Raw genomic sequence first — 23,642 nt, forward strand, 5'->3', positions numbered from 1 at the left:
CTCATCAGCCACGCCCTCATCAGCCACGCCCTCCCCGGCCGGGTTCAGCGGGTCACCACCCCTGGGCGGTCAGCTTGTGGCTGAGGACGTACCGGTAGTAGTCGGCCCGGGCCAGCTGCGCACCGGCGGCCTCGTCGACGACGAGGGTGACGTGCCGGTGCAGCTGGAGCACCGATGCCGGGCAGGACGCCGTCAACGGCCCCTCCACCGCCGCGGCGATGGCCTCCGCCTTGGCCTCCCCCGTCGCGACCAGCACCAGGTGCTCGGCGCCCAGGATCGTGCCCAGCCCCTGGGTGATCACGTGCCGGGGCACCGCGTCGACGTCGTCGCCGAAGAACCGCGCGTTGTCCAGGCGGGTCTGCTCGGTCAGCGTCTTGACCCGGGTGCGGCTGGCCAGCGACGAACCGGGCTCGTTGAACCCCAGGTGCCCGTTCGCGCCGATGCCGAGCACCTGCACCGCCACCGGCCCGGCGGCCAGCAGCCGCTCCTCGTAGTCCCGGGCGGCCTGCAGCGGGTCGGCGGCCGCGCCGTCCGGGCCGTGCACCACCGCCGGGTCGAGCCCGAGCTCGTCGGTCAGCTCCCGGCGGATCACCTCCCGATAGCTCTCCGGGTGACCGGCGGGCAGGCCGACGTACTCGTCGAGCAGGAACGCCTGGACGCCGTCGAAGGACAGCCCCTCCTCCCGGTGCCGGCGCAGCAGCTCGCGGTAGGCCAGCAGCGGCGAGGACCCGGTGGCCAGGCCCAGCACCACCGGCCCGCCGCGGCCCAGCGCGGTCAGCACCGACCCGGCGACGGCGTCGGCGACGACCCGCCCGCAGTCCTCGGCGGTGGGCAGCAGGACGACCTCCACGGTCAGCTCTCCTCTCGGTGCACCCACACACCGGCCCGCAGGACGGCGGTGGGGTTCAGTTCGGGGTCGGTGACCAGCACGTCGGCCCGCCGGCCCGGGGCCAGCTCGCCGACATCCTCCCGGCCCAGCACCCGGGCCGGGGTGGCGGTCGCCGAACGGACGGCGTCGGCCAGGGGAACTCCCGCAGCCACGGTCGACCGGACGACGTCCACCAGCCGGGCGGTGCCGCCGGCGATGGCACCCGACCCGCCGGTGAGCCGGGCGACGCCGTCACGCACCGCCACCGGCAGCGACCCGAGGTGGTAGTCGCCGTCGGCCATCCCGGCGGCGGCCATCGCGTCTGTGACCAGGACGATCGCGCCCGGGCCGACCAGGTCGAAGACCATCGCCACCGTCTCCGGTGCCAGGTGCACGCCGTCGGCGACCAGCTCGACCACCAGCTCGCCGCGCGCCGCGGCGGCCAGGCAGGCGGCGACCGGCCCGGGCGACCGGGACAGCAGCGGCGGCATGCCGTTGAACAGGTGGGTCGCCGAGAGCCGGCCACCGGAGGCCGCCGACCGGACAGCGGCGGTCACCTCGGCCGCGCCGGCGTCAGTGTGCCCGAAGCTGGGCAGCGCCCCGTGCGCGCGGAGCAGCTCGACCAGCTCCGCCCGGTGCGCGACCTCCGGGGCCAGCGTCATCGAGACGACCGCCCCGCGCCCGAGGGTCAGCAGCTCGGCCAGCAGCGCCGGGTCTCCCGGCACCAGGGCAGCCGGGTCCTGGGCGCCGCACCGGGCGACGGAGAGGAACGGCCCCTCCAGGTGCACCCCGGCCAGCTCGCCGGCCTCCACCAGCGGGGCGAGCACGGCCAGCCGCTCCCGCAGCACCGCGGCCGGGGCGGAGACCAGGCTGGCCACCAGCGTCGTCGTCCCGTGTGCCCGGTGGTGGGCGGCCGCGGCGCGCACGCCGGCGACGTCCGCGTCGGGGAAGCCGTGGCCGGCAGCCCCGTGGCAGTGCAGGTCGACCAGGCCGGGGAGCAGCAACGTCCCGGGCGCGGCGGGCGGCAGCTGACCGGTCCAGGCGGACGCCGGGCCGGCGAACGCGACCCGGTCGCCGGCGACGGCGAGCACACCGTCGTCGACGACCGAGCCGCCGGTGACCAGCCGGCCCCGCAGCACGGGGCCCTGTTCGTCGGTCAGGACTGCGGCCTCTCGTCGACCGTGCTGGTCGGAGCGACCGTCTCGGGGGTCGCCGCCGGGGCGACGCCGGTGTCCGTGCTGCCGACCACGGCCTCGGCGTCGTCCTCGCGGCCCGGGGTCTTCAGGTTCCACTTCCGGATCACGAACCGGAACAGCACGTAGTAGATGGCGGCGTAGACCAGCCCGATCGGGATCAACCACAGCGGCTTGTCGGCCTGCCCGAAGTTCAGCACGTAGTCGATGAAGCCCGCGGAGAAGGTGAACCCGTCGTGGATGCCCAGCGCGTTGGTCAGTGCCAGCGAGGTGCCGGTGAGGAACGCGTGCACCAGGTACAGCGGCCAGGCCACGAAGAGGAACGAGAACTCCAGCGGCTCGGTGATGCCGGTGAGGAAAGCGGTCAGCGCGGTGGAGAGCATGATGCCGCCGACGATCTTCTTCTGCTCCGGCCGGGCCTCGTGCCAGATCGCGATCGCCGCGGCCGGCAGTGCGAACATCATGATCGGGAAGAAGCCGGTCATGAACGTGCCGGCGTCCGGGTCGCCGGCGAAGAAGCGGGAGATGTCGCCCTGGACGCCGTCGTACTCGCCGAGCTGGAACCAGACGATGGTGTTGATGATGTGGTGCAGGCCGAGTGGGATGAGCAGCCGGTTGACCGTGCCGAACACGCCGCCACCGACGACGGTGTTGCCGTCCACTGCCTCGCCCAGGGTGGTCAGCACCGCGTCGAAGGCCGAGTACACGAAGGACATCAGCACCGCGAGCACCATCATGCTGACCGCGGTGATGATCGGGACGAACCGCCGGCCACCGAAGAAGGCCAGGTAGGTGGGCAGCTTCACCCGGTAGAAGCGCTGCCACAGCATCGCGGTGAAGATGCCGACCAGGATGCCGCCGAGCACCCCGAAGTCGATCATCTGCTGTTCCTCGCCCTCGGCGGCGGCGCCCAGCACGATCGGGCTCATCGCCTCGAAGACGCTGGACAGCACGAGGTAGCCGACGACGGCGGCCAGCGCGGTCGAGCCGTCGGCCTTCTTCGCCCAGCCGATCGCGATGCCCACGGCGAAGATCAGCGGCAGGTTGCCGAACAAGGCGTTGCCCGCCGCGGCCAGCACCGCGGCGACGTCCTCCAGCGCCGAGAACCGGCCGAGCAGGTCGTCCTGGCCCAGGCGCAGCAGCAGGCCGGCGGCGGGCAGGGCGGCGATCGGCAGCATCAGGCTGCGGCCCAGCCGCTGCAGGCCGCCGAGACCTCGCAGTCCGGTGGGTGGGGCGTTGAGGAAGCTCATGTGCGGTCTCCAGGGGACGTGCGCGGGCTGGGGTCGTCGCGACGGCGCGACCTGCTGGCAGAGCTGTTCGCCAGTCATTCCCTCGGGCGTCGGGCAACAGGTACCGTCCGGTCATGACCAGTTGACCGGGGAGGATGGCGGGCGCGACACGGCCCTGTCAACACCCTGGACGCGAGGCCGGCGAGCCGCTTCCCTGGAGCGCTCGCAGGCAGTGGTGCGACCCCCGGGTCGCCGAGAGGAGACCCCCATGGGCAAGGCCGAGCAGATCGTCGCCGGACTGGGCGGAGCAGCCAACATCGAGGACGTCGAGGGCTGCATCACCCGACTGCGCACCGAGGTCAAGGACCCGTCACTGGTCGACCAGACCGCGCTCAAGCAGGCCGGGGCGCACGGCGTCCTGGTCGCCGGGACGATCGTCCAGGTCGTCGTCGGTCCGGAGGCGGACTCGCTGGCCGACGACGTCAACGACCTGCTGTGACGCAGGCGGGCCTGCGCGTCGCGGCGCCGCTGGCCGGCACCGTCGTCCCGATGGCCGACGTGCCCGACCCGGTGTTCGCCGCGTCACTGGTCGGCGCGGGCGTCGCGGTCGAGCCGGCGCCGGACGCCGGGTCGGTGGACGTGCTCGCCCCGGTGACCGGGCGGCTGCTCAAGGTGCACCCGCACGCGTTCATCGTGCTGACCCCGGCGGGCCAGGGCGTGCTGGTGCACGTCGGGCTGGACACGGTGAAGCTCGCCGGTGCGCCGTTCACCCTGCACGTCACCGAGGGCGACGAGGTGGCCGTCGGCGACCGGGTGGTGACCGTGGACCTGGCCGCGGTGCGGGCGGCCGGCCTGTCGCCGGTCAGCCCGGTCGTGGTGATGGACGCCGCCGCGGAGACGGTGCCGCCGGTCACCGTGGGCCGGGCCGTGGTCGCCGGCGACCCGCTGTTCACCTGGCCCGCGCAGGGCTGAGCGCTACCGTCCGGCCGTGACCGATCGCGAACGCACCTTCGCCTGGGGCGACCCGATGCAGACCGCCACCGCTGCCCGCTCCGCCGCCGGGGTGGACGTGTTGCGCGCCGTAGTGGCCGGGGAGCTGCCCGGGCCGCCGATCGCCGCGACGATGGGCTTCGACTTGGTCGAGGTGGAGGAGGGCCGGGTCGTCTTCGCGTTCGAGCCGGCCGAGTACCACTACAACCCGATCGGCTCGGTGCACGGCGGCGTCTACGCCACCCTGCTGGACTCCGCCGCCGGCTGCGCCGTCCACTCGATGCTGCCGGCCGGCGTCGGCTACACCAGCCTGGACCTGACGGTGAAGTTCCTCCGGGCGATCACCCTGGACACCGGCCGGGTGACCTGCGAGGGCTCGGTGACCCACCTGGGCAGCCGGACGGCGCTGGCCGAGGCGAAGCTGCTCGACGCGACCGGCCGACTGCTCGGCACCGCGGTGAGCAGCATCCTGCTCATCCGCCCCCAGCCCGGCGCTGCAGTCGGCTGACCCCCGGGGTCCGACTGCGCAGTCGTGGTCGTCGCACGCGGCGTGTCACACCGTGTCGGCGACCACGACCACGACTGCGCACTCGACGAGCCGGAGCCTCAGACGGGCACGCTGACGCCGATGCCGCCGCGCGTCTGGGCGCCGTAGCGGGCGATCTCGGCGTCCAGGTCCAGTGGCCGGGTCGTTGCGCCCAGCGCCTGGACGTCGGGGGTGATCAGGTCGGCCGGCAGCAGCCAGGAGACCTCGAACTCGATCCCGTCGGGGTCCTGGGCGTACAGCGCCTTCGTCGTGGCGTGGTCGGAGGCGCCGGCCAGGGCGCCGGCGTCGGCCAGCGCGCCGCGGATCCGGGCCAGCTCGGCGAGGGTGTCGACCTCCCAGGCCAGGTGGTACAGCCCGACGGTGCTGCGCCCGGCACCCGAGGGTCCCGCCTGCGGGCCGACCGCGAACAGGCCCAGGTCGTGGTCGTTGGTCGACCCCTCGGCCTGCAGGAACACCGCCCGGCCGGGCATCTCCGTCTTCACCCGGAAGCCCAGGACGTCGCGGTAGAAGGCGGCGCTGCGGTCTACGTCCCGGACGAAGAGGACGGCGTGGTTGAGGCGCTGGACGGGCACGGTGCACTCCTGCTGGTCGGCGAGGAGGTCAGTCTGCGCCTATTTACTTGATGATTCAAGCAAGCCGCCGGTCAGGCCGTCACCGGCGGACTCCCGGGGAGCCCGGACACGTCGCGGAGCACGTGGTCGATGAGGCCGTACTCCTGGGCCTCGGTCGCGGTGAACCAGCGGTCGCGGTCGGAGTCGCGCTCGACCTGCTCGACGGTCTGGCCCGAGTGGTGCGCCTGCAGCTCGTTGAGCTGGCGCTTGAGCCGCCGGAGCATCTCGGCCTGGATGCCGATGTCGGCCGCGGTACCGCCCAGACCGGCGGAGGGCTGGTGCATCATCACCCGCGCGTGCGGCAAGGCGTACCGCTTGCCCGGCGTGCCGGCGGTGAGCAGGAACTGACCCATCGACGCGGCCATGCCCATCGCGTAGGTCGCCACGTCGCAGTCGACGAACTGCATGGTGTCGTAGACGGCCATCCCGCCGCCCACCGCGCCACCGGGTGAGTTGATGTAGAGGTGGATGTCGCGCTTCGGGTCCTCGGCGGACAGCAGCAGCATCTGCGCGGCGATCTGGTTCGCGATCGCGTCGTCCACCTCCTGGCCGAGGAAGACGATCCGCTCGCTCAGCAACCGGTCGTAGACCGCGTCGCCGAGGGTCGTGGTCGTGGCCGCGCGGAGCTGTGGGGTGGTCATCGGTGCTCTCCTGTCGCCGTCGGGCTGGACGACCCCCACTCAAGTGCGACACGGCCAGGAATGGCGACACGGAATGGCTCATTGCGCAGTCCGCGCAATTGTTGTGCCTCTGGCGAATGGTGGTTGACAGGTCGCCCGGCCGGGGGCGGTCCCCCGTGGTCTGATCCTCGGGTGACCGAGCTCCCCGTCGTCCGGAAGGCCACCCGCGCCGACGTCCCCCGGCTGGCCGCCACGCTGGCCGCCGCCTACCCCGACTACCGCTGGACCTCCTGGGCGTTGCCCGAGGACGGCCGGACCCAGCGGTTGTCCCGCTGGGCCGAGCTGTGGGGCGGGCTGGTGCCGGTGCTGGCCGGGACGGCATGGGTGACCGACGACGTGAACGCCGCCGCCGCCTGGGTCGCCCCCGACGCCGGGGAGCACGCCGCCGACCTGCAGGCGGTGATCGACCGGGACCTGCCCCGGGTGTTCGGCGCCCGCCAGCCCGTGGTGCTGGCCAGCGAACGGCTGGGGGCGCTGGGCCGGCCGGAGGAGCCGCACTGGTGGCTGCACGCCGTCGGCACCCGCCCGTCCGCCCGCCACCAGGGGCTGGGCACCGCGGTGCTGCAGCCGGTGCTCGAGCGGTGCGACGCCGACGGGGTGCCGGCGGCCGCGACGGTCTACACCTCCACCGTCGTCCGCTGGCTGCAGCGGTCCGGCTTCGCCGTCACCCACTCGACCCGGACAGCGGTCGACCACGAGCTGCCGATCTGGACCCTGGTCCGCCAGCCGAAGCGCAGCTGACCCCGGGACAGGTGAGCCTGGCCTGACCCCCGGGGGCCACAGGTCGGCCCGGTCGGCCCCCGCGGGTCGGGCAGGACAGGAGCGACCGCCCCGCCCCAGCCCCCGCGAGGTCCCCGTGTACCTGTCGAAGACCGAGGCCGCCGTCCTCACCAGCACGCTGCCGCGCACCCTGCCCCGGCCGACGCCCCCGAAGACCAAGCGGCGACTGTGGCCGCTGCTCGGGCCGGCGTTCGTGGCTGCGGTGGCCTACGTGGACCCGGGCAACTTCGCGACGAACTTCTCCGGCGGCGCCTCGTTCGGCTACACCCTGCTGTGGGTGATCGTCGCGGCGAACCTGATGGCGATGCTCATCCAGATGCTCACCGCCAAGCTGGGGCTGGCGACCGGGCGCGACCTGGCCACCTGCTGCCGCGAGCGGCTCCCCCGGCCGGTCACCTGGGGGCTGTGGGCGCAGGCCGAGGCGGTGGCCATCGCCACCGACCTGGCCGAGATCGTCGGCGGGGCGGTCGCGCTGAACCTGCTGTTCGGGGTGCCGCTGTGGATGGGCGGGATCATCACCGCGGTCGTCGCGTTCGTCCTGCTGGCCGCCCAGTCGCGGGGCTTCCGGCCGTTCGAGCGGGTGATCACCGGGCTGCTGCTGGTGATCGGGGGCGGCTTCGTCTACACGCTGATCGGCGCCGGCGTCGACCCCGGTGGGGTCGCCTCGGGCATGGTGCCCAGCTTCGCCGGCACCGACAGCCTGCTGCTGGCCACCGGGATCCTGGGGGCCACGGTCATGCCGCACGTCATCTACGTGCACTCCGCGCTCACCCCGGGCCGCTACGGCGACACCGTCACCGCCGGCAAGACCCACGCCGGACGGCGGGGCCTGCTGCGTGCCCAGCGGATCGACGTCTTCATCGCGATGGGGCTGGCCGGGCTGGTCAACGCCGCGATGCTGGTGATCGCCGCCCAGCTGTTCACCGCCGGCGACGGCATCGAGTCGCTGGAGAGCGTGCACGCCGGCCTGGGCGACCAGCTCGGCAGCGGCGCTGCGCTGGCCTTCGCCGTCGCCCTGCTCGCCGCCGGGTTCGCCAGCTCCTCGGTGGGCACCCACGCCGGCCAGGTCGTGATGGCCGGGTTCCTGCGCAAGCACATCCCGGTGCTGGTCCGCCGGCTGATCACCCTGGCCCCGGCGCTGCTGGTGCTGGGCCTGGGCGGTGACCCGACGACGGCGCTGGTCTGGTCGCAGGTGGTGCTGTGCTTCGGGATCCCGTTCGCCCTGGTGCCGCTGCTGTGGCTGACCAGCCGCCGCGACCTGATGGGCGGCTGGGTCAACCGGCGGATCACCACTCTCGCCGGGTCGGTGGTCGCCGCGCTGATCATCGCGCTGAACGGCTACCTGCTGGTGAGCACCTTCCTGGGCTGACCCGCGCCCGGCAGGATGCCGGCATGCACCCGAGGGAGCCGGTCGACTGGGCACCGGGGATGTCGATCCTGGCCGATGTGGGGCCAGCGGCGTGGATCGAGGCCGCGCTGACGCCGACATCCGGGTCCGCGACGGTCGCCGCGCTCGTCCCGCCCGTCTTCGATGCCCACGCCCGCGTGCTGCCGCCCACCTACGAGCGGGAGGCCCCGCATCGGCGGCACCGGTGGTCGGAGATCGCCGCCGCCACCGGGGTCCCGCTGACCTCCGCAACCCGGTTCGCCGAACTGGTGGGCGGTTCCCGCCGCTGGGGGAAGCCTTCCGACGGCGGGCTGGACGCGCGGGAGACCGCCACCCTTGCCCGCGTACTGGGCGATTTCACCCGCACGCCAGCTGAGGCCTTCTTCTGCCTCTGGGAGGGCTACGGCCTGCCCGAGACCGAGGCCTGGACCGACCGGCCGATGCGGGTACGCACCCCCCACCGGGCGTACCACCTCCTCACCGGCCCGGTGGCCGCCGCCCCGGTGCTGCCGACGCCGGTGGAGTGGCGCTGCGCGAGCCTCTGGTGGCCGGCGGACCGCGCCTGGCTGGTCGCCACCGAGATCGACGGTTACCTCACCTACGTCGGCGGCAGCCGCGCGGCGATCGACGCCGTCCTCACCGCCCCGGACCTCGACGCCGTCGCCGTGCAGCCCTCCACCCCGCTGGACCCCAGCTACGGCTGAGCACCGGCCCACCGATGAGGAACGGCGCCGGACGCCGTCTCAGGTACGACACCGCCGGCCCCCGACAGAGGAGCACTGCACATGGGCGCGATCAAGGTCCACGAGTTCACCACCGTCGACGGGGTCGTCGACGCCCCGATGTGGACGATGGAGTACGGCTTCCCCGACGACCTGGCCGCCTCCATCGGCGCGCTGACCGGCTCCTGCACCGGCATCCTGCTCGGCCGCCAGACCTTCGAGATGTTCGCCCCGGCCTGGTCGACCCGAACCGTCGAGGACGACGAGGGCGCCCCGTTCTTCAACGACACCCGCAAGTACGTCGTGAGCTCCACGCTCACCGACGCGGAGTCGGTCTGGCGGAACTCGACCGTGGTCGGCGGCTACTCCGCCGACCGGATCCGGGCGCTCAAGGACGAGGTGGACGGCGGCCTCTACGTCAGCGGCAGCGCCAGGCTGGTGCGCGCACTGCTGGCCGACGGACTGGTCGACGAGCTGCACCTCTACGTCTACCCGCTGGCCGTGGGCACCGGCATCCGACTGTTCCCGGAGGGCACGTCCCAGCCACTGGCGCTGCTCGGCGCCGAGAGCCTGTCCAACGGGGTCGCCCACCTGACCTACGGGCCCGCCGCCGGCTGACCGGTGGCCGAGGAACACGCCCGCCGGCGCCGTCGGTCAGCAGGGTTCCACGCGGTTCGCCTCGAACGAGAGCGGCCATGCGCTGGACACCCGGTGCTCGGCGACGACCGCCTCCGAGCTGCCCGCGGCCGCTACGAGCTCGGGTGCCAGCCACACGTGCAAGCCCTCCGCACCGTCCAGTCCAGCGCCGGTCACGACGCCGGGGTGTGCCTCCAGCAACCGGTGCGCCTCGGCCAGCAGGTCGCCCGGCCGGAAGCGGATCGGCACGACGACCACCTCGAACGGTTCGTCCGCAGCGGCGTCCACGACCGCCTGCACCTCGGACGGCAGCTCGCCGTGCCAGCGGATCACGACCCGTTGCTGCTCCCAGTCGATCCCGGGTCCACCGGAGTCGGGGATGCGCTCCCCTGCCGCCACGAACACCCGCTGCACGACGTCGGACATCTCGCTGTAGTGGCGTGGTGTCATGCCGACATCCTCCCGGTCCGCCGGGTGAGGCCGGGCCGGTGACGACGCGCCACTGCGATCACCCTCCACTCAGGTCGGCGGAGCCTCACCGACCTCGGCGAACAGCGGCACGTCGCTGCTGATCCCCGCGACCGCCGGCTCCGGGCCGCCCGCCGCCTCGGCGACCGCCGGTGGCACCAGCACCTCGATCCCGTCGCCCTCCGGGCGGGCGGTGGCGGCGGCCAGGACTGCCGGGTGCTCGGCGACCAGCCGCTCGGCCTCGGCCCGCAGGTCGGCCGGACGGAAGTCGGTCAGCTGGACGGTCACCTCCACGTCCGGGTGGTCGGCCAGCAGGGCTCGCACGGGCGCCGGCGGCTCACCGAACCAGCGGACGACCAGGCGCTTACGGTCGAGGCTGATGCCGGCGGTGCCGAAGTCCGGGGAGTCGCCGGCCACCGCCGAGATCCGCTCCAGCAGGTCGTAGATCGCCGTCGGTCCGCCCGGCCAGGTCACGAACTCCCCGTGGCCCAACCGCGGCGCCGGCCCGGCGGACGGCTTCCTCGACCCCTTCGACCCACCGCGCGCTGCCATGCCGCCATCATCCAGGCTGGGCCGCATGGAGATCTCCGGAGCACGGATCTGGGTCACCGGCGCCTCGACCGGGATCGGCGCGGCGCTGGCCACGGAGCTGGCCGACCGGGGCGCCCGGGTCGCGATCAGCGCCCGGAACGCCGAGCAGCTCGCCGAGGTCGCCGGGGGCCGGATGGTCGCCGTCCCGGTCGACGTCACCGACCGGGCGGCCACGGTGGCCGCCGGTGCACGGGTGCGGGAGGCCCTCGGCGGGCTGGACGTCGCGGTGCTCAACGCCGGCACCTGGTCCTCGTTCCACGTGGAACCGTGGGACTCCCAGCGGTTCGCCGACCACCTGCAGGTGAACGTGATGGGGGCGGTGCACACGATGGAGGCGGTCGTCCCGCAGATGCTGGCCGCCGGGCGGGGCCGCGTCGTCGGGGTTGCCTCGGTCGCCGGGTACCGCGGCCTGCCCGGCTCGGAGGCCTACAACGCGGGCAAGGCGGCCCTGATCAGCCTGCTGGAGAGCCTGCGCGGGTCACTGGCGCCCCGCGGCGTCGTCGTCCAGACCGTCAACCCGGGGTTCGTGACCACCCGGATGACCGACCGCAACCGGTTCCCGATGCCGTTCAAGGTCCCCGCCGACGTCGCCGCGCGCACGATCGCCGACGGCATCGCCAAGGACAAGGCCGAGGTCGTCTTCCCGGTGCCGATGATGGTCGCGATGAAGCTGGCCCGGCTGCTGCCGGTGCGGGTGTGGACCCGGCTCACCGCCGAGCTCGCCCGCCGGGGCCTGCACGGCGGCCCGAGCCGCCGCACCGACTGACGGCGCGGCGGCCCGACGGCCCCATTTCGGGCCCACCCTGAGCTTGCGACGGGTGGGGAGGACCGGGGTCCTTCATCAGTCGCGGGGGCCGCCGGCGACGTAGATGACCTGACCGGAGACGAAGCCCGCGCCCTCGCTGCACAGGAACGACGCGGTGTGCGCGATGTCCTCGGGCTGGCCGACCCGGGCGACCGGGATCTGCTTGGCGGCCATCTCCTTGAACTGCTCGAACGGCACGCCCACCCGCTCGGCGGTCTGCGCGGTCATCTCGGTCTCGATGAAGCCGGGGGCGATCGCGTTCGCGGTCACGTTGTACCGGCCCAGCTCGATGGCCAGGGTCTTGGTGAAGCCCTGCATGCCGGCCTTGGCCGCGGAGTAGTTGACCTGGCCGCGGTTGCCCAGCGCCGAGACGCTGGAGAGGTTCACGATCCGGCCGAACTCGGCCTCCACCATGTGCTTCTGCGCGGCCTTGCTCATCAGGAAGGCGCCCCGCAGGTGCACGCCCATGACGGCGTCCCAGTCCTCGACGCTCATCTTGAACAGCAGGTTGTCCCGGGTGATGCCGGCGTTGTTCACCAGCACCGTGGGAGCGCCGAGCTCGGCGGCGATCCGCTCCACGGCGGCGTTCACCGACGCCTCGTCGGCGACGTTGGCACCGACGGCGAGCGCCTCGCCACCGGCCTTCTGGATCTCCTCGACCGTGCCCGCGCAGGCCGCCTCGTCCAGGTCGAGGACGGCGACGGCCATCCCGTCCTGGGCGAACCGCCGTGCGATGGCCGCGCCGATCCCGCGCGCCGCTCCCGTGATGATCGCCGTCCGCTGCTGTGCCACTGCGTCTCCTCGTCGAGTCCGTCGGCGGGCCACCGGCCCGCCGTGCTGCCGTCCTGCCTATCACCAGCCCACCGCGGCCGCGCACCCGACCGGGCTACGCTGGCCGGACACACACGACAGGGGAGCGCCTCGGCGCTGAGAGTGCGGGCAACCGCAGACCCTCGAACCTGATCCGGGTCATGCCGGCGCAGGGAGTCTGGAGGAGCACCATGGCCGAACCGGCCGTCCGTCCGTCCGATGCTGCCCAGGGCACGCCGCGCCGCGGCTGGCGCACCGTCGACATCGTCGTCACCGCCGTGCTGGGCGTCGCCTTCGGCGTCGTCTTCTGGGCCTGGGGCCTGCTGTGGGCCGCCACCGGCCCGGCCTTCGGCGCCTTCCCGCCGGGCCAGGCGTTCATGTACGGCGTCTGGCTGCTGCCCGCCGTCCTCGCCCCGCTGGTGATCCGCAAGCCCGGTGCCGCACTGTTCGCCGAGCTGATCGCCGGGGTCGTCTCCGCGCTGCTGGGCTCGGCCTGGGGCTCGCTGGTGATCGTCTACGGCCTGCTGCAGGGCCTGGCCGGGGAGCTGGGCTTCGCTGCCTTCGGCTGGCGCCGGTACAGCTGGCCGCAGGCGCTGCTGGCCGCCGCGCTCGCCGGGGCCACCGCGGCGGGCCTGGACCTCTACAACTACTACCCGGACTGGACGCCGGGCTGGATGACCACCTACACCGCGCTCATCGTGGTGAGCACCGTGGTGATCGCCGGGCTCGGCGGGATGGCGCTGACCCGGGCGCTGGCCGCCAGCGGCGCACTCTCGTCCTTCGCCTCCGGCCGGACACGCGTCTGATGACGGACCCCGTCCCAGGGACGGGGCCGTTCCAGCACGACCGGGTCGGTCCGGCCGCCGTCCGGCTCGACGGGTTCGGCTTCCGGCACGCCAGCCGGCGCGCCTGGGCGGTGCGGGACGTCGACCTGCGGGTCGAGGCGGGGCAGCGGGTGCTGCTGACCGGCGCCTCCGGCGCGGGCAAGTCGACGCTGCTGCGCGCGCTGGGCGGGCTGCTGGAACCGGAGTCCGGTGACGTCGCCGGCGAGCTCACCGTGGACGGCGCCGTGCCCGACCGGCGGCGCCGGCCGGTCGGGGTGGTGTTCCAGGACCCCGACTCCCAGTTGGTGATGACTCGGGCCGGGGACGACGTCGCGTTCGGCCTGGAGAACACCGGGACGCCGCCGGCGCTGATCTGGCCCGCCGTCGACACCGCTCTGGACGCCGTCGGGTTCGACCTCGGCCGTGACCAGGCGACCGCTGCGCTGTCCGGCGGGCAGAAGCAGCGGCTGGTGCTGGCCGGCGCGCTGGCGCCCCGGCCGGGTCTGCTGCTGCTCGACGAGCCGACCGCGCAACTGGACCCGGACGGCGCGGCGCTGGTGCGGGCCGCCGTGACCCGGGCGGTGGCCGACCGGTCGGCGACGCTGGTGGTCGTCGACCACGACGTCGAGGCGTGGCTGCCGCTGGTCGACCGGGTGGTGGAGCTGCTGCCGGGGGGCGGCACGGTGGAGCACCCGCCCGGCTGGCGGCCGGCTCCGCTGCGGATGCCGGCACGCGGCGTGCACACGCCCGGTGCGGAGCTGCTGGCCGGCGAGGCCGTCGGCTTCACCCACCGCGGCAGCGCCCGCCCCGCGCTGGCGGCCACCGACGTCGTCCTGCCGGCCGGCCGCACCCTGGCGGTCACCGGGCCGAACGGCACCGGGAAGTCGACCCTGGCGCTGCTGCTGGCCGGGCTGCGGGCACCCACCACCGGCCGGGTGGTCGCTGCTCCCGCGCTGACCGCCGGGCTGCGCCGTCCCGAGCTCCCGCCGCACCGCTGGCCGGCGGTGGAGCTGGCGAACCGGATCGGCACGGTCTTCCAGCAGCCCGAGCACCAGTTCCTCACCGGCCGGGTGCGCGACGAGCTGTCGCTGGGGCCGCTGCGCTCGGGGGCAGGCGCCGCCCAGGCCCGGGCCACCGCCGAGGAGCTGCTGGAGCGGCTCGGCCTGGCCGCGCTCGCCGACGCCAACCCGTTCACCCTCTCCGGCGGCCAGCAGCGCCGGCTGTCGGTGGCCACCGCGCTGGCCACCGCACCCCGGGTGCTGGTGCTCGACGAGCCGACGTTCGGGCAGGACCGGGAGACCTGGGCCGAGCTGGTGGCGCTGCTGGCCGACCAGCAGGACGGCGACCGCGCGCTGTGCCTGGTCACCCACGACGCCGCCGTGGTCACCGCGCTCGCCGACGACGTGCTGCACCTGCGCAGTCCGGTGCCCGCGTGAGCGCCCCGCTGTCGCTGGGTCCGGCCCGGCCGGTGCCACTGTCGGCGGTGAACCCAGTGGCCCAGCTGACCGCCATCGTCGTCGTCACCGTCGTGCTGCTGGTCAGCGGCGACCTGGTGACGTCGGCGGTGCTGCTCACCGCGGAGCTCGCGCTGCTGCCGGCTGCCGGGCTGACCCGGCCCGGCGACGTGCTGCGCCGCACCTGGCCGCTGCTGCTCAGCGCGCTCGGGGTGGCCTGGGTGAACGTCGCGTTCGGCTCGCTGGACGGCGCGGAGGCCTGGCTCAGCGGGGCGACCTGGGCGCTGCGGGTGGTGGCGCTCGCGCTGCCGGGCATCCTGCTGGTCGCCTCCACCGACCCGGTGCGGCTGGCCGACGCGCTGACCCTGCACTGGCGGCTGTCCACCCGGTTCGCCTACGGCGCGCTGGCCGCGCTGCGGCTGGTGCCGCTGCTGGCCGCGGAGTGGGAGACCATCCGGCTGGCCCGCCGGGCCCGCGGAGTGGACGGCGGCCGGAACCCCGCAGCACACGTGCGGCTGCTGGCCAGCACCGCGTTCGGCCTGCTGGTCGGGGCGATCCGGCGGGGCAGTCGGCTGGCCACCGCGATGGACGCCCGCGGCTTCGACTCCGGGGTGGCCCGCACCAACGCCCGCGGCTCGAGGCTCCGGCCGCTGGACGGCTGGGCGGTGGCCGCCGCGGTCGCCGTCTGCGCGGTCGCGGTCACCGCCAGCGTGCTCACCGGCGCCTGGTCCCCCGCCCTGTCCTGACGACCGGTCGGACACCGGCACGCGACGGCGCACCGCCGGCGAGGCGCTCAGTCGTGCGGCTGGGCGGTGCCGACGGCGAGCGCCCCGAGCGCCAGCGACCAGGCCAGCTGCGCCCCGACCAGCCACCAGGGCACCGCCCCCAGCAGCAGCGCCAGTGCGACCGGCGCGGTGCCGAGCACGCCGGCGTCCGGGCCGCGGACCAGGGTCGCCCCCACCCCGGTGGGCACGGCGCCCATCGGCGAGGCGAGCACCGGCCCGGACCAGTCCAGGTCGGGGCGGTAGGCCGCCCGCAGCGCGGCAGCAGCCCAGGCCGGTGCGGCCGCCACCCCCAGCGCCAGCCAGGCCGCCGGCGCCCCGGCGCCCTGGCCGACCAGCAGCGCCGAGGCCCCGCAGACGACCACCAGGACGGCGACCGGCACGATCGCGCGGGCCCACACCACCTGCGCGGCGCCCAGCGGCAGGGCCCGGTCGGCCGCCGGCGACGCGGCGGCCCGCCGGCCCGGCTCCCCCAGCGCCGTTGCCGCGGCGCCCCAGCCCAGTACGACGGCCACCGCCACCACCACCGGCACCTCGGCCAGCCCCTCGGTGCGGGCGGCCAGCACCGGCAGCGCCCCACCGGCCAGCAGCTGCCCCCAGCGCCACGGCGAGCGGGCCAACACCGCCAGGTCACCGGCGACCACCGCCTGCCAGGGCGACCGCACCCAGCGCCACGTCAGCGACCGCCGGGGCCGGCGCACCGTCGTCCGCAGCGCCCGGCCCAGCTCCCGGGTGTCCAGCGAGAACACCGACGCGGTCGCGTACTGCGCCGTCTCCCCCGACGCACGCAAGCCGGCCGCCGACAGCCGGCCCAGCCGCCGGTCGGCGACGACCAGCCCGGCGAGCGTCACGGCCAGCAGCCCGACCAGGACGGCGACCGTCGCCGCCGGCGAGGACCAGCCGGGCACCCGGGGCAGCTCGCCGCCGACGGCGGCGACCAGGCAGCCGGTCGCCGCCGGGCCGGCGATGGCCAGCGCGGTGACACCACCGGCGGCCGCCGGCACCCAGCGCGCGCCCTCCCCCGCCTGCCGGACGACGAGCAGCCCCGTCGCGAGGGCGGCGAGCAGCCCGGCGGCGCCCAGCCCGGCGAGCACGCCGGGCAGCGTCCGCGTCCAGGCCAGCACCACCGGAACCCCGACGGCCAGCGCCACGGCCACCGCGAGCCCGACCGCGCGGCCCAGCTCGCCGCGCAGCAGGCCGCGGCGGCCGGCCGGCAGGGGCAGCCACCAGGCCGCCGCCGCCGGGGTCGCGCTGACCGGACCGAGCCGGGCGAAGAGCGCGACCAGCCCGGCGCCGAGGGCCACCGCGACCGCGGCGGCGGTGAGCCCGCCGGGCAGCACGGCCGCGCCCGCGGCGGGACGGGCCGCGATCTCCTCGCGCAGGCTGGACACCGTGCCGCCGCACAGGGCGACGAAGACCCCCGCCGAGGTCAGCGCCGACAGCGCGTCCCCCGCCCGGGTCAGCCAGCTGGTGTCCGCGCGGGCCGCGGTCGCCCGGCGGGTGAACCGGCGGACCGCCGCTCCGCTCCACTCCTCCGCACCCCGGGCCACCGGCCGGACGGTCCCGCCCGTGGCTCAGCCCTCCTGCAGGCCGGCGACGGCCTCGGTCGGGTCGACCACCGGGCACTCGTCGTCCCCGATGAGCACCGCCCGGTCGGCCAGCGTGCCGATGAACGCCGGGTCGTGGCTGGCGAACAGCACGGCGGCCCCGGCGTCGACCAGCGCCACCAGCCGGTCGGCCAGCGCCCGGCGCATCGCGGTGTCCAGCCGGCGCTCGGGCTCGTCGAGCACCACCAGCTCCGCCGGGCGCACCAGGGCACCGGCCAGCGCCAGCCGCCGCCGCTGACCGGAGGAGAGCGCCGTGGGCAGCGCGTCCTGACGGCCGGTGAGCCCGAAGGCGGCCAGCTCGGCCGCCACCACCGCCTCCGCGTCGGCCACCCCGTGGGCGCGGGCGGTGAGCAGCAGGTGCTCGACGCCGGTGAGCGAGGGGAAGAACGCGTCCTCGTCCAACACCCCGGCCACCGCCCGGCGGAAGGCCGGGTCACGCTCGTCGACCCGCTGCCCACCGAACAGCACGGTGCCCGCCAGCGGGGACAGCAGGCCGACCATCGTCTGCAGCACGGTGGACTTGCCCGCGCCGTTCGGCCCGACGAGGGCGACCGCCTCGCCGGCGCCGACGGAGACCGTGACCGGACCGCAGACCGGGTCGCCGCCGTACCCGACCGCCAGCTCGGTCGCCGCCAGCAGGGCAGGGGCGGTCATCCCGCCTGCTCGGCGGCGTCGAAGAACGCCACCTCCAGCTGCATCGCGCGGCGGTAGGCGTGCCGGACGGCGCGGGTGTCGGGGGCGGTGGCGTCCAGCAGCCGCTCCAGGGTGACCGCGAGGTCCTCGAAGCCCGGGTCGGCGTAGGTGGTGATCCACTCGGTGTACGGGGTGGCCGCCGTGCCGGCCAGCGACTGGCCGAGGTGGGCGTAGAGCCGCATGCACGGCGTCATCGCCGCGCAGGTCAGTCCCACGCCACCCAGCGACGCGGTGGCGAGCAAGAAGTCGGTGTAGGCCGACGTCGCCGGCAGCGGCCGGACGGCGGTCAGGTCGATGCCCCAGCGGGCCGCGTAGGAGCTGTGCAGCCGCAGCTCCTCGCGCACCCCGGCGAGCAGGTCGGCGAAGGTGTCCAGCGCGGCCCGGTCCGGGCTGTGCGCCACCCCGAGGGCGTAGCCGCGGGCGAAGGACTCCAGGAAGAACGCGTCCTGCGCGACGTAGCCGGCGAACCGCTCGGTGGGCAGCGTGCCGTCGGCGATGCCCTGCACGAACGGGTGTGCCAGCGCGGCGGCGGCCAGGTCGGCGTTCTCCGCCCAGAGCTCGGCGGCGAGGCTCACGCGTCCACCGCCATCTGCCAGAAGGCCGTCTCCGCCGCGACGACCTCGAGGAAGAGCGTGTCGCCGGACCCGCCGGCCGCATCGGCCGCCTCCTCCAGGCCGGCGACGTACCCGGCGAAGGCCGGCACGGTCCAGTGCTCGACGAACTCGCGGTAGGCCGGCGCGCCGGGCGCGGCGGACGACCAGGCGTCGAGGTAGGTGCGCTCGATCGTCCACAGCGCGGTCAGCGCCGTGGGCACGTCGGCGCCGTCCAGCCGGTCGAGCAGCCCGGCGTAGGCGGCGGTGGCCGGCCGGGCCGGCGCCGTGAGGTCGAGCCCGCGGGCAGCGGCCTGCTGGTCGAACCAGGCCAGCTCCTCGACCAGGGCGACGGCGCCGGCGGCCAGCACCGCCTGGGCCGGGCGCGGCGCCCGGGCCAGCAGCCGGGCCTGGAAGCGCAGCAGGTCGGCGACGAACCGGGCGTCCTGCACCAGCCAGGTGTCGAACGCGGCCGGCGGCAGCGACCCGTCGGCCACCGCCTGCAGGAAGGGGTGCGCGGTGGCCCCGCGCCAGGCATCGGGATGACGTCGGAGCAGTTCGGCGACCGGCACGGCGCGGACTCTACGAGGTGGCTAGGGTGACCTCCGTCGTGGCCGATGCCACGTGCGGGAGCTCGGAGAACCGGGCTGAGAGGGCGGCTGACCTGCCGCCGACCGCTGGAACCTGACCGGGTAATGCCGGCGTAGGGAGCTGTCGATGAGCACGTCCGACGTCATCCGTCCGTCCTCCACCGCGGAGGCACCGCTCACCCTGGGCGAGCCACCCGCCCGCACCCTGGGCTTCCGGGACGCCCTGGGCCTGTGGGGCAACCTGGGCATCAGCCTGCTGCTGCCGGTGGCCGCCGTCTTCGTCGTCCTGCCCGACCGGCCGCTGGCGGTGACCCTCGGCGCCGTCGTCGTCGGCGCGGTGATCGGCGCGCTGCTGCTCGGCGGCGCCGCCGGGATCGGGGCCCGGGAGGGCGTGCCGGCGATGGTGCTGCTGCGCGGCCTGCTCGGCCGGCACGCCTCCTGGCTGCCCACCGCGCTGAACCTGGTGCAGTGCATCGGCTGGGCGACCTTCGAGATCGTGATCATCGCCGAGGCCGCCTCCCGGGTGCTCGACGCGCCACGCTGGCCGTTCGTGCTGCTGGCCGGCGTGCTGGCCACCGCGATGGCGCTGCGCCCGCTCGGCGTCGTCCGGGTGCTGTCCCGCTACGCGGTGTGGGCGGCGCTGGCCGCGATCGTCTACCTCTACGTCGAGGTGCTCCGCGAGCCGCTGCCGGAGCTCACCACCGGCAACGCCACCTCGTTCTGGACGGCGACCGACATCGTCATCGCCCTGCCGATCTCCTGGTTCCCGCTGGCCGCCGACTACACCCGGCACGTGCGCAGCGGCCGGTCCGCCGCCACCGGCGCGGCGCTGGGCTACGGCCTGGCCACGGTGGCGATGTTCACCCTCGGCGTGCTGGCGCTGGCCGCCTACGGCAGCGCCGGCCTGGACGTCGTCGACGCGCTGCTGGCCGTGCCGCTGGGTGCGCTGGCCGTGCTGGTGCTGGTGGTCGTCGAGCTGGACGAGGCGTTCGCCAACCTCTACTCCACCGCCGTCTCGGCGCAGAACGTCGTCGCCCGGATCGACCGGCGGGTCGCCGCGGTCGTCGTCGGCACCGTCGCCACGCTGCTCGCGCTCAGCTTCGACATCGCCGCCTACGAGCCGTTCCTCTTCCTGATCGGCGCCGTCTTCGTGCCGCTGATCGGCGTCTTCCTGGTCGCCTACGCGCTGCGCACCGGGCACTGGGACACCTCCGACACCGCGCCCGCCCGACTGTCGCTGCTGCTCCCCTGGCTGGCCGGTTTCGTCGCCTACCAGCTGACCCTGCCGACGTACTTCGGCGGCCCGGGCGCCGGCTGGACCGCCTGGTGGACGCAGCGCCAGCTCGACCTGGGCATCGACCCGGCCAACGGCTGGTCGGCGTCGCTGGTCAGCCTGGCCGTCGCCGCGCTGCTGACCACGCTGCTGGTGCTGCCCGCCCGGCTGCGGGCCCGTCGGACGGCGGCGTGAGGCCCCTCGGCGGGCTGCACGTGCTCACCGACGCCGCCGGCGGGCCGCACGCGCTGGCCGCCGTCGCCGCGGCGGTGGCCGCGGGCGCGCCGGTGGTGCAGGTGCGGGCCAAGGGCTGCACCGACCGGGTGCTGCACGGCTTCGCCCGGGCGGTGGTGGAGCTGTGCCGCCCGGCCGGCACCACCTGCCTGGTCAACGACCGGGTGGACGTCGCCCTGGCGGTGGGCGCCGACGGCACACACCTCGGCGAGCACGACCTGCCGCTGGCCGCCGCCCGGCGGGTCGCCGGCCCCGGCCACCTGCTCGGCGGGACCGCCCGCGACCCGGAGCGGGCCCGGCTGCTGGTCGACGAGGGCGCGGACTACCTCGGCGTCGGCCCGGCCTTCGCCACCACCACCAAGACCGGGCTGCCCGACCCGATCGGGCCGGCCGGGGTCGCCGCGGTGGCCCGGGCGGTGCCGGTGCCGGTGGTCGCCATCGGCGGGGTCACCGCCGCCCGGGTCGCCGAGCTGCTGGCGGCCGGGGCCGCCGGCGTCGCGGTGGTCGGCGCGGTCTCCGCCGCCGCAGACCCCGGCGCGGCGACCCGTGAGCTGCTCGGGGCGCTGGGATGACCGAAGTGGCCGTCGCCGGCGGCGGGCTGATCGGGCTGGCGGTCGCGTGGCGGGCGGCGCAGCGGGGGCTGTCGGTCACCGTGGTCGACGACGCCCCGGGCACCGGCGCCTCCGAGGCCGCGGCCGGGATGCTCGCGCCGGTCACCGAGGCCGCCTACGGCGAGGAGGCCCTGCTGCGGCTGTGCCTGGCCTCGGTCGCCCGCTGGCCGGCGTTCGCCGCTGAGCTGGAGGCCGCGAGCGGGACGCCGGTCGGGCTGCGCACCGCCGGCACCCTGGTGGTCGGCTTCGACGCCGACGACGTCGCCGCCCTGGACGCGCTGCACGCCTACCAGTCCGAGCTGGGGCTCACCGCCCAGCGGCTGACCCCCTCGGCCACCCGCCGCCGGGAGCCCGCGCTCACCCCGCGGCTGCGCGGCGGCCTGGCCGTGGACGGCGACCACTCGGTCGACGGCCGTGCGCTGCACCGAGCGCTGCTGGCCGCCGCGCAGGCCGCCGGCGTCCAGGTGGTGCCCCGGCGGGTCGCCGAGGTGCTGGTCGAGGACGGCCGGGCCGCGGGTCTGCGGCTCGCCGACGGCTCGGTGGTGGCCGCCCCCTCCGTCGTCCTGGCCCTGGGCGCGCACAGCGGCGCCCTCCCCGGGGTGCCACCGCTGCCGGTCCGGCCGGTCAAGGGGCAGATCCTGCGGCTCGCCGGAGCGGCCGGACTGCTCGACGGCACCGTCCGGGCGCTCGTCCGCGCCCGGCACGTCTACCTGGTGCCCTACGGCGAGGGCCGGCTGATCGTCGGCGCGACCACCGAGGACCGCGGCTTCGACGCCACCGTCACCGCCGGCGGGGTGCACGACCTGCTGCACGACGCGATGGAGGTGGTGCCCGGGGTGAGCGAGCTGGAGCTGGTCGAGACGCTGGCCCGCTGGCGCCCCGGCACCCCGGACAACGCCCCGCTGCTCGGGCCCAGCGCGCTGCCCGGGCTCGTGCTGGCCACCGGCCACCACCGCAACGGGGTGCTGCTCACCCCGGTCACCGGGGACGTCGTCGCCGGCCTGCTGGCCGACGGCGCACTGCCCGAGCTCGCCGCCCCGTTCACCGCCGAGAGGTTCGCGAACCGATGACCGTCCCGCTCACCGTCAACGGCGTCCCCGCCGAGTTCCCGGCCGGCACGACCGTCGCCACGCTGGTCGCCGAGCGCAACGGCGGGCACGACCGGGTCGCGGTCGCCCGCAACAGCGACGTCGTCCCACGCAGCAGCTGGGCCACCACCGAGCTCTCCCCCGGCGACCGCCTCGAGGTGCTCGCCCCCACCGCAGGAGGCTGAATGTCCACGTCCGATCTCGCACCGGCGCTGGCGCGCGAGGAAGCCACCGACCCCTTCGCCATCGCCGGGCAGCCCTTCACCTCCCGGCTGGTGCTCGGCACCGGCGGCCTGCCCAGCCTGGAGGTGCTGGAACGGGTGGTCCGCGCCTCGGGCACCCAGCTGGTCACCGTCGCCCTCCGCCGGGTGGAGGCCGTCCCCGGTGGCTCCATGCTCGAGGTGCTGGACCGGTGCGGCGTCCGGCTGCTGCCCAACACCGCCGGGTGCATGACCGCCCGGGAGGCGGTGCTCGCCGCCCGCCTGGGCCGGGAGGCGTTCGGCACCGACTGGGTCAAGCTGGAGGTCATCGGCGACGAGGTGACGCTGCTGCCGGACGCCGTCGAGCTGGTGGACGCCGCCGAGCAGCTGGTCGCCGAGGGGTTCACCGTGCTGCCCTACACCACCGACGACCCGGTGCTGGGCCGGCGGCTGGCCGACGTCGGGTGCGCCGCGGTCATGCCGCTGGGCTCGCCGATCGGCAGCGGGCTGGGCATCCGCAACCCGCACTCGATCGCGCTGCTGCGCGAGGCGGTCGACGTGCCGGTGGTGCTGGACGCCGGGATCGGCACGGCCTCGGACGCCGCGCTGGCGATGGAGCTGGGCTGCGACGCGGTGCTGCTCGCGTCGGCGGTGACCCGGGCCCGGGACCCCGAGCGGATGGCGCTGGCCATGCGGCAGGCGGTCGAGGGCGGCCGGCTGGCCCACGGCGCCGGCCGGATCCCGCGGCGCTGGCACGCCCAGGCCTCCACCGCGATGCAGGGGCGCCCGGAGCTGGGATGACCCTCCCCCGGCTGCTGGTGCTCACCGACCGCAGCCAGTGCCCGGGCAGCCTCACCGACACGGTCGCCGCCGCGGTCGACGCCGGCGCCCGGGCGGTGGTGCTGCGGGAGAAGGACCTGCCCGGGCGCGAGCGCGACGAGCTCGTGGACCGGCTGCGCGCGCTGCTCGACCCGGTCGGCGGGCTGCTGGTGCGCGCCGGGCCCGGTGCTGCTGACGCCGTCCACCTGGCGGCGCACGACACGTTCCCGGCACCGCGGCCCCGGCTGGTCGGCCGGTCCTGCCACTCCGCGGCCGAGCTGACCCGGGCCCGCGCCGAGGGCTGCGACTGGGCCTTCCTCTCCCCGGTGTTCCTCACCCCGTCCAAGCCCGGGTACGGCCCGGCGCTGGGACCGGCCGGGCTGGCCGCGCTCGCACCGCTGGGCCCGCCGGTGTACGCCCTCGGTGGGATCGGTGCGGCCGAGGTGGCCGGCTGCCTGGCCGCGGGCGCCCACGGGGTCGCGGTGATGGGCTCGGTGATGCGCGACCCGGGGTCGGTGCGCGACCTGCTGGCGGCCCTGGACGACGCACCGGGCTGAGCC

29 protein-coding genes and 2 riboswitches are annotated in these 23,642 nt (G+C 75.5%); of the genes, 17 read left to right on the forward strand and 12 right to left on the reverse strand.

Annotation, left to right across the window (positions count from 1 at the left end; all coding sequences use genetic code 11):
- Positions 1–52 precede the first annotated feature (52 nt).
- Genes nagB through HLA93_RS16980 form a run of 3 tightly spaced genes read right to left on the reverse strand, consistent with a single transcriptional unit; the run spans position 53 to position 3,311 of the window.
- A complete protein-coding gene (nagB, locus tag HLA93_RS16970) occupies positions 53–850 on the reverse strand; it encodes a glucosamine-6-phosphate deaminase (protein WP_222195611.1) in 798 nt (265 codons plus the stop codon).
- A gap of 2 nt (positions 851–852) precedes the next feature.
- Entirely contained in the window at positions 853–2,007 is a 1,155-nt protein-coding gene (locus HLA93_RS16975; protein WP_222195612.1) for an N-acetylglucosamine-6-phosphate deacetylase, read from the reverse strand.
- A 17-nt stretch (positions 2,008–2,024) separates the two neighbouring features.
- Positions 2,025–3,311: a PTS transporter subunit EIIC gene (locus tag HLA93_RS16980; protein WP_222195613.1), complete on the reverse strand. Its 1,287-nt coding sequence runs from the start codon at positions 3,309–3,311 to the stop codon at positions 2,025–2,027.
- Between the two features lie 247 nt (positions 3,312–3,558).
- Between HLA93_RS16980 and HLA93_RS16985 the strand changes: the two genes are divergently transcribed.
- From HLA93_RS16985 to HLA93_RS16995, 3 genes are read left to right on the forward strand one after another with little or no spacing between them, the layout of a single operon-like run.
- Positions 3,559–3,789 carry a PTS transporter subunit EIIB gene (locus HLA93_RS16985; RefSeq protein ID WP_222195614.1) on the forward strand — a complete coding sequence of 77 codons (231 nt, stop codon included), beginning with the start codon at positions 3,559–3,561 and terminating at the stop codon, positions 3,787–3,789.
- Positions 3,786–4,262 carry a PTS sugar transporter subunit IIA gene (locus HLA93_RS16990; protein WP_222195615.1) on the forward strand — a complete coding sequence of 159 codons (477 nt, stop codon included), beginning with the start codon at positions 3,786–3,788 and terminating at the stop codon, positions 4,260–4,262. The genes HLA93_RS16985 and HLA93_RS16990 overlap by 4 nt, the downstream gene beginning before the upstream one ends.
- Positions 4,263–4,278: 16 nt before the next feature.
- On the forward strand, positions 4,279–4,788 hold the full coding sequence (locus HLA93_RS16995; RefSeq protein WP_308128195.1) for a PaaI family thioesterase: 510 nt from the start codon (positions 4,279–4,281) through the stop codon (positions 4,786–4,788).
- Between the two features lie 98 nt (positions 4,789–4,886).
- On the opposite strand, the gene HLA93_RS17000 is transcribed toward HLA93_RS16995, so the two are convergent.
- Positions 4,887–5,399 carry a VOC family protein gene (locus HLA93_RS17000; protein ID WP_222195616.1) on the reverse strand — a complete coding sequence of 171 codons (513 nt, stop codon included), beginning with the start codon at positions 5,397–5,399 and terminating at the stop codon, positions 4,887–4,889.
- Positions 5,400–5,470: 71 nt separating this feature from the next.
- Positions 5,471–6,079, reverse strand: coding sequence for an ATP-dependent Clp protease proteolytic subunit (locus HLA93_RS17005; RefSeq protein ID WP_222195617.1), 609 nt, complete (start codon positions 6,077–6,079; stop codon positions 5,471–5,473).
- A gap of 171 nt (positions 6,080–6,250) precedes the next feature.
- On the opposite strand from HLA93_RS17005, the gene HLA93_RS17010 reads away from it, so the two are divergent.
- The 4 genes from HLA93_RS17010 to HLA93_RS17025 all read left to right on the forward strand — a co-directional run bounded on the left by HLA93_RS17010 (position 6,251) and on the right by HLA93_RS17025 (position 9,625).
- Complete coding sequence (locus tag HLA93_RS17010; protein WP_222195618.1) at positions 6,251–6,859, forward strand: GNAT family N-acetyltransferase; 609 nt, start codon at positions 6,251–6,253, stop codon at positions 6,857–6,859.
- A 115-nt stretch (positions 6,860–6,974) separates the two neighbouring features.
- Entirely contained in the window at positions 6,975–8,267 is a 1,293-nt protein-coding gene (locus HLA93_RS17015; RefSeq protein WP_308128196.1) for an Nramp family divalent metal transporter, read from the forward strand.
- A gap of 23 nt (positions 8,268–8,290) precedes the next feature.
- Positions 8,291–8,989, forward strand: a complete 699-nt coding sequence (locus HLA93_RS17020) for a hypothetical protein (RefSeq protein ID WP_222195619.1) — start codon at positions 8,291–8,293, stop codon at positions 8,987–8,989.
- An 81-nt stretch (positions 8,990–9,070) separates the two neighbouring features.
- Positions 9,071–9,625, forward strand: a complete 555-nt coding sequence (locus HLA93_RS17025; protein WP_222195620.1) for a dihydrofolate reductase family protein — start codon at positions 9,071–9,073, stop codon at positions 9,623–9,625.
- Positions 9,626–9,661: 36 nt separating this feature from the next.
- Here the strand turns inward: HLA93_RS17025 and HLA93_RS17030 are convergent, their stop codons facing one another.
- Positions 9,662–10,093, reverse strand: a complete 432-nt coding sequence (locus HLA93_RS17030; RefSeq protein ID WP_222195621.1) for a hypothetical protein — start codon at positions 10,091–10,093, stop codon at positions 9,662–9,664.
- Between the two features lie 69 nt (positions 10,094–10,162).
- Entirely contained in the window at positions 10,163–10,585 is a 423-nt protein-coding gene (locus HLA93_RS17035) for a hypothetical protein (protein ID WP_222195622.1), read from the reverse strand.
- A gap of 103 nt (positions 10,586–10,688) precedes the next feature.
- On the opposite strand from HLA93_RS17035, the gene HLA93_RS17040 reads away from it, so the two are divergent.
- The gene (locus HLA93_RS17040) at positions 10,689–11,468 is read left to right on the forward strand and encodes an SDR family NAD(P)-dependent oxidoreductase (RefSeq protein WP_222195623.1); all 780 of its coding nucleotides are present in this window, start codon (positions 10,689–10,691) and stop codon (positions 11,466–11,468) included.
- 75 nt (positions 11,469–11,543) lie between these two features.
- Here the strand turns inward: HLA93_RS17040 and fabG are convergent, their stop codons facing one another.
- Positions 11,544–12,299 carry a 3-oxoacyl-ACP reductase FabG gene (fabG, locus tag HLA93_RS17045; RefSeq protein ID WP_222195624.1) on the reverse strand — a complete coding sequence of 252 codons (756 nt, stop codon included), beginning with the start codon at positions 12,297–12,299 and terminating at the stop codon, positions 11,544–11,546.
- Between the two features lie 108 nt (positions 12,300–12,407).
- A riboswitch (TPP riboswitch) is annotated at positions 12,408–12,510 on the forward strand.
- Here fabG and HLA93_RS17050 point away from each other — a divergent pair.
- The 3 genes from HLA93_RS17050 (at position 12,509) to HLA93_RS17060 (ending at position 15,341) form a co-directional block, all read left to right on the forward strand.
- Positions 12,509–13,123 carry an ECF transporter S component gene (locus tag HLA93_RS17050; RefSeq protein ID WP_222195625.1) on the forward strand — a complete coding sequence of 205 codons (615 nt, stop codon included), beginning with the start codon at positions 12,509–12,511 and terminating at the stop codon, positions 13,121–13,123. (Overlaps the previous riboswitch by 2 nt.)
- A complete protein-coding gene (locus HLA93_RS17055; protein ID WP_246626911.1) occupies positions 13,123–14,577 on the forward strand; it encodes an ABC transporter ATP-binding protein in 1,455 nt (484 codons plus the stop codon). The genes HLA93_RS17050 and HLA93_RS17055 overlap by 1 nt, the downstream gene beginning before the upstream one ends.
- Positions 14,574–15,341: an energy-coupling factor transporter transmembrane component T family protein gene (locus tag HLA93_RS17060; protein ID WP_222195626.1), complete on the forward strand. Its 768-nt coding sequence runs from the start codon at positions 14,574–14,576 to the stop codon at positions 15,339–15,341. The genes HLA93_RS17055 and HLA93_RS17060 overlap by 4 nt, the downstream gene beginning before the upstream one ends.
- Before the next feature lie 47 nt (positions 15,342–15,388).
- On the opposite strand, the gene HLA93_RS17065 is transcribed toward HLA93_RS17060, so the two are convergent.
- The 4 genes from HLA93_RS17065 to HLA93_RS17080 are packed head-to-tail and all read right to left on the reverse strand — an operon-like array spanning position 15,389 to position 18,839.
- Positions 15,389–16,927: a DUF6297 family protein gene (locus HLA93_RS17065; RefSeq protein WP_222195627.1), complete on the reverse strand. Its 1,539-nt coding sequence runs from the start codon at positions 16,925–16,927 to the stop codon at positions 15,389–15,391.
- Positions 16,928–16,951: 24 nt separating this feature from the next.
- Positions 16,952–17,638 carry an ABC transporter ATP-binding protein gene (locus tag HLA93_RS17070; RefSeq protein WP_222195628.1) on the reverse strand — a complete coding sequence of 229 codons (687 nt, stop codon included), beginning with the start codon at positions 17,636–17,638 and terminating at the stop codon, positions 16,952–16,954.
- A complete protein-coding gene (locus HLA93_RS17075; protein ID WP_222195629.1) occupies positions 17,635–18,252 on the reverse strand; it encodes a TenA family protein in 618 nt (205 codons plus the stop codon). Before HLA93_RS17075 ends, HLA93_RS17070 begins: the two co-directional genes overlap by 4 nt.
- Positions 18,249–18,839, reverse strand: coding sequence for a TenA family transcriptional regulator (locus tag HLA93_RS17080; protein ID WP_222195630.1), 591 nt, complete (start codon positions 18,837–18,839; stop codon positions 18,249–18,251). The genes HLA93_RS17075 and HLA93_RS17080 overlap by 4 nt, the downstream gene beginning before the upstream one ends.
- 44 nt (positions 18,840–18,883) lie before the next feature.
- Positions 18,884–18,994: riboswitch (TPP riboswitch) on the forward strand.
- Between HLA93_RS17080 and HLA93_RS17085 the strand changes: the two genes are divergently transcribed.
- From HLA93_RS17085 to HLA93_RS17110, 6 genes are all read left to right on the forward strand, one after another.
- Positions 18,985–20,325, forward strand: coding sequence for a purine-cytosine permease family protein (locus HLA93_RS17085; RefSeq protein ID WP_222195631.1), 1,341 nt, complete (start codon positions 18,985–18,987; stop codon positions 20,323–20,325). It overlaps the preceding riboswitch by 10 nt.
- On the forward strand, positions 20,322–20,936 hold the full coding sequence (gene thiE, locus HLA93_RS17090) for a thiamine phosphate synthase (RefSeq protein ID WP_222195632.1): 615 nt from the start codon (positions 20,322–20,324) through the stop codon (positions 20,934–20,936). Before HLA93_RS17085 ends, thiE begins: the two co-directional genes overlap by 4 nt.
- The gene (thiO, locus tag HLA93_RS17095) at positions 20,933–22,045 is read left to right on the forward strand and encodes a glycine oxidase ThiO (protein ID WP_222195633.1); all 1,113 of its coding nucleotides are present in this window, start codon (positions 20,933–20,935) and stop codon (positions 22,043–22,045) included. The genes thiE and thiO overlap by 4 nt, the downstream gene beginning before the upstream one ends.
- Positions 22,042–22,248, forward strand: a complete 207-nt coding sequence (gene thiS / locus HLA93_RS17100; protein WP_222195634.1) for a sulfur carrier protein ThiS — start codon at positions 22,042–22,044, stop codon at positions 22,246–22,248. Before thiO ends, thiS begins: the two co-directional genes overlap by 4 nt.
- Entirely contained in the window at positions 22,249–23,064 is an 816-nt protein-coding gene (locus HLA93_RS17105; RefSeq protein WP_222195635.1) for a thiazole synthase, read from the forward strand.
- Positions 23,061–23,639, forward strand: a complete 579-nt coding sequence (locus HLA93_RS17110) for a thiamine phosphate synthase (RefSeq protein ID WP_222195636.1) — start codon at positions 23,061–23,063, stop codon at positions 23,637–23,639. Before HLA93_RS17105 ends, HLA93_RS17110 begins: the two co-directional genes overlap by 4 nt.
- The last annotated feature ends 3 nt before the right edge of the window (positions 23,640–23,642 follow it).

The organism is Modestobacter italicus (assembly GCF_019799965.1).
GTDB lineage: Bacteria > Actinomycetota > Actinomycetes > Mycobacteriales > Geodermatophilaceae > Modestobacter > Modestobacter italicus_A.

Excerpts from the sequence above, each read along its gene's own strand:
- HLA93_RS16980 (WP_222195613.1), bottom strand. The coding sequence starts at position 3,311 with ATGAGCTTCCTCAACGCCCCACCCACCGGACTGCGAGGTCTCGGCGGC.
- HLA93_RS16985 (WP_222195614.1), top strand. The coding sequence starts at position 3,559 with ATGGGCAAGGCCGAGCAGATCGTCGCCGGACTGGGCGGAGCAGCCAAC.
- HLA93_RS17005 (WP_222195617.1), bottom strand. The coding sequence starts at position 6,079 with ATGACCACCCCACAGCTCCGCGCGGCCACGACCACGACCCTCGGCGAC.
- HLA93_RS17020 (WP_222195619.1), top strand. The coding sequence starts at position 8,291 with ATGCACCCGAGGGAGCCGGTCGACTGGGCACCGGGGATGTCGATCCTG.
- HLA93_RS17025 (WP_222195620.1), top strand. The coding sequence starts at position 9,071 with ATGGGCGCGATCAAGGTCCACGAGTTCACCACCGTCGACGGGGTCGTC.
- HLA93_RS17030 (WP_222195621.1), bottom strand. The coding sequence starts at position 10,093 with ATGACACCACGCCACTACAGCGAGATGTCCGACGTCGTGCAGCGGGTG.
- HLA93_RS17040 (WP_222195623.1), top strand. The coding sequence starts at position 10,689 with ATGGAGATCTCCGGAGCACGGATCTGGGTCACCGGCGCCTCGACCGGG.
- HLA93_RS17050 (WP_222195625.1), top strand. The coding sequence starts at position 12,509 with ATGGCCGAACCGGCCGTCCGTCCGTCCGATGCTGCCCAGGGCACGCCG.
- HLA93_RS17055 (WP_246626911.1), top strand. The coding sequence starts at position 13,123 with ATGACGGACCCCGTCCCAGGGACGGGGCCGTTCCAGCACGACCGGGTC.
- HLA93_RS17070 (WP_222195628.1), bottom strand. The coding sequence starts at position 17,638 with ATGACCGCCCCTGCCCTGCTGGCGGCGACCGAGCTGGCGGTCGGGTAC.
- HLA93_RS17085 (WP_222195631.1), top strand. The coding sequence starts at position 18,985 with ATGAGCACGTCCGACGTCATCCGTCCGTCCTCCACCGCGGAGGCACCG.
- thiO (WP_222195633.1), top strand. The coding sequence starts at position 20,933 with ATGACCGAAGTGGCCGTCGCCGGCGGCGGGCTGATCGGGCTGGCGGTC.
- thiS (WP_222195634.1), top strand. The coding sequence starts at position 22,042 with ATGACCGTCCCGCTCACCGTCAACGGCGTCCCCGCCGAGTTCCCGGCC.
- HLA93_RS17105 (WP_222195635.1), top strand. The coding sequence starts at position 22,249 with ATGTCCACGTCCGATCTCGCACCGGCGCTGGCGCGCGAGGAAGCCACC.
- HLA93_RS17110 (WP_222195636.1), top strand. The coding sequence starts at position 23,061 with ATGACCCTCCCCCGGCTGCTGGTGCTCACCGACCGCAGCCAGTGCCCG.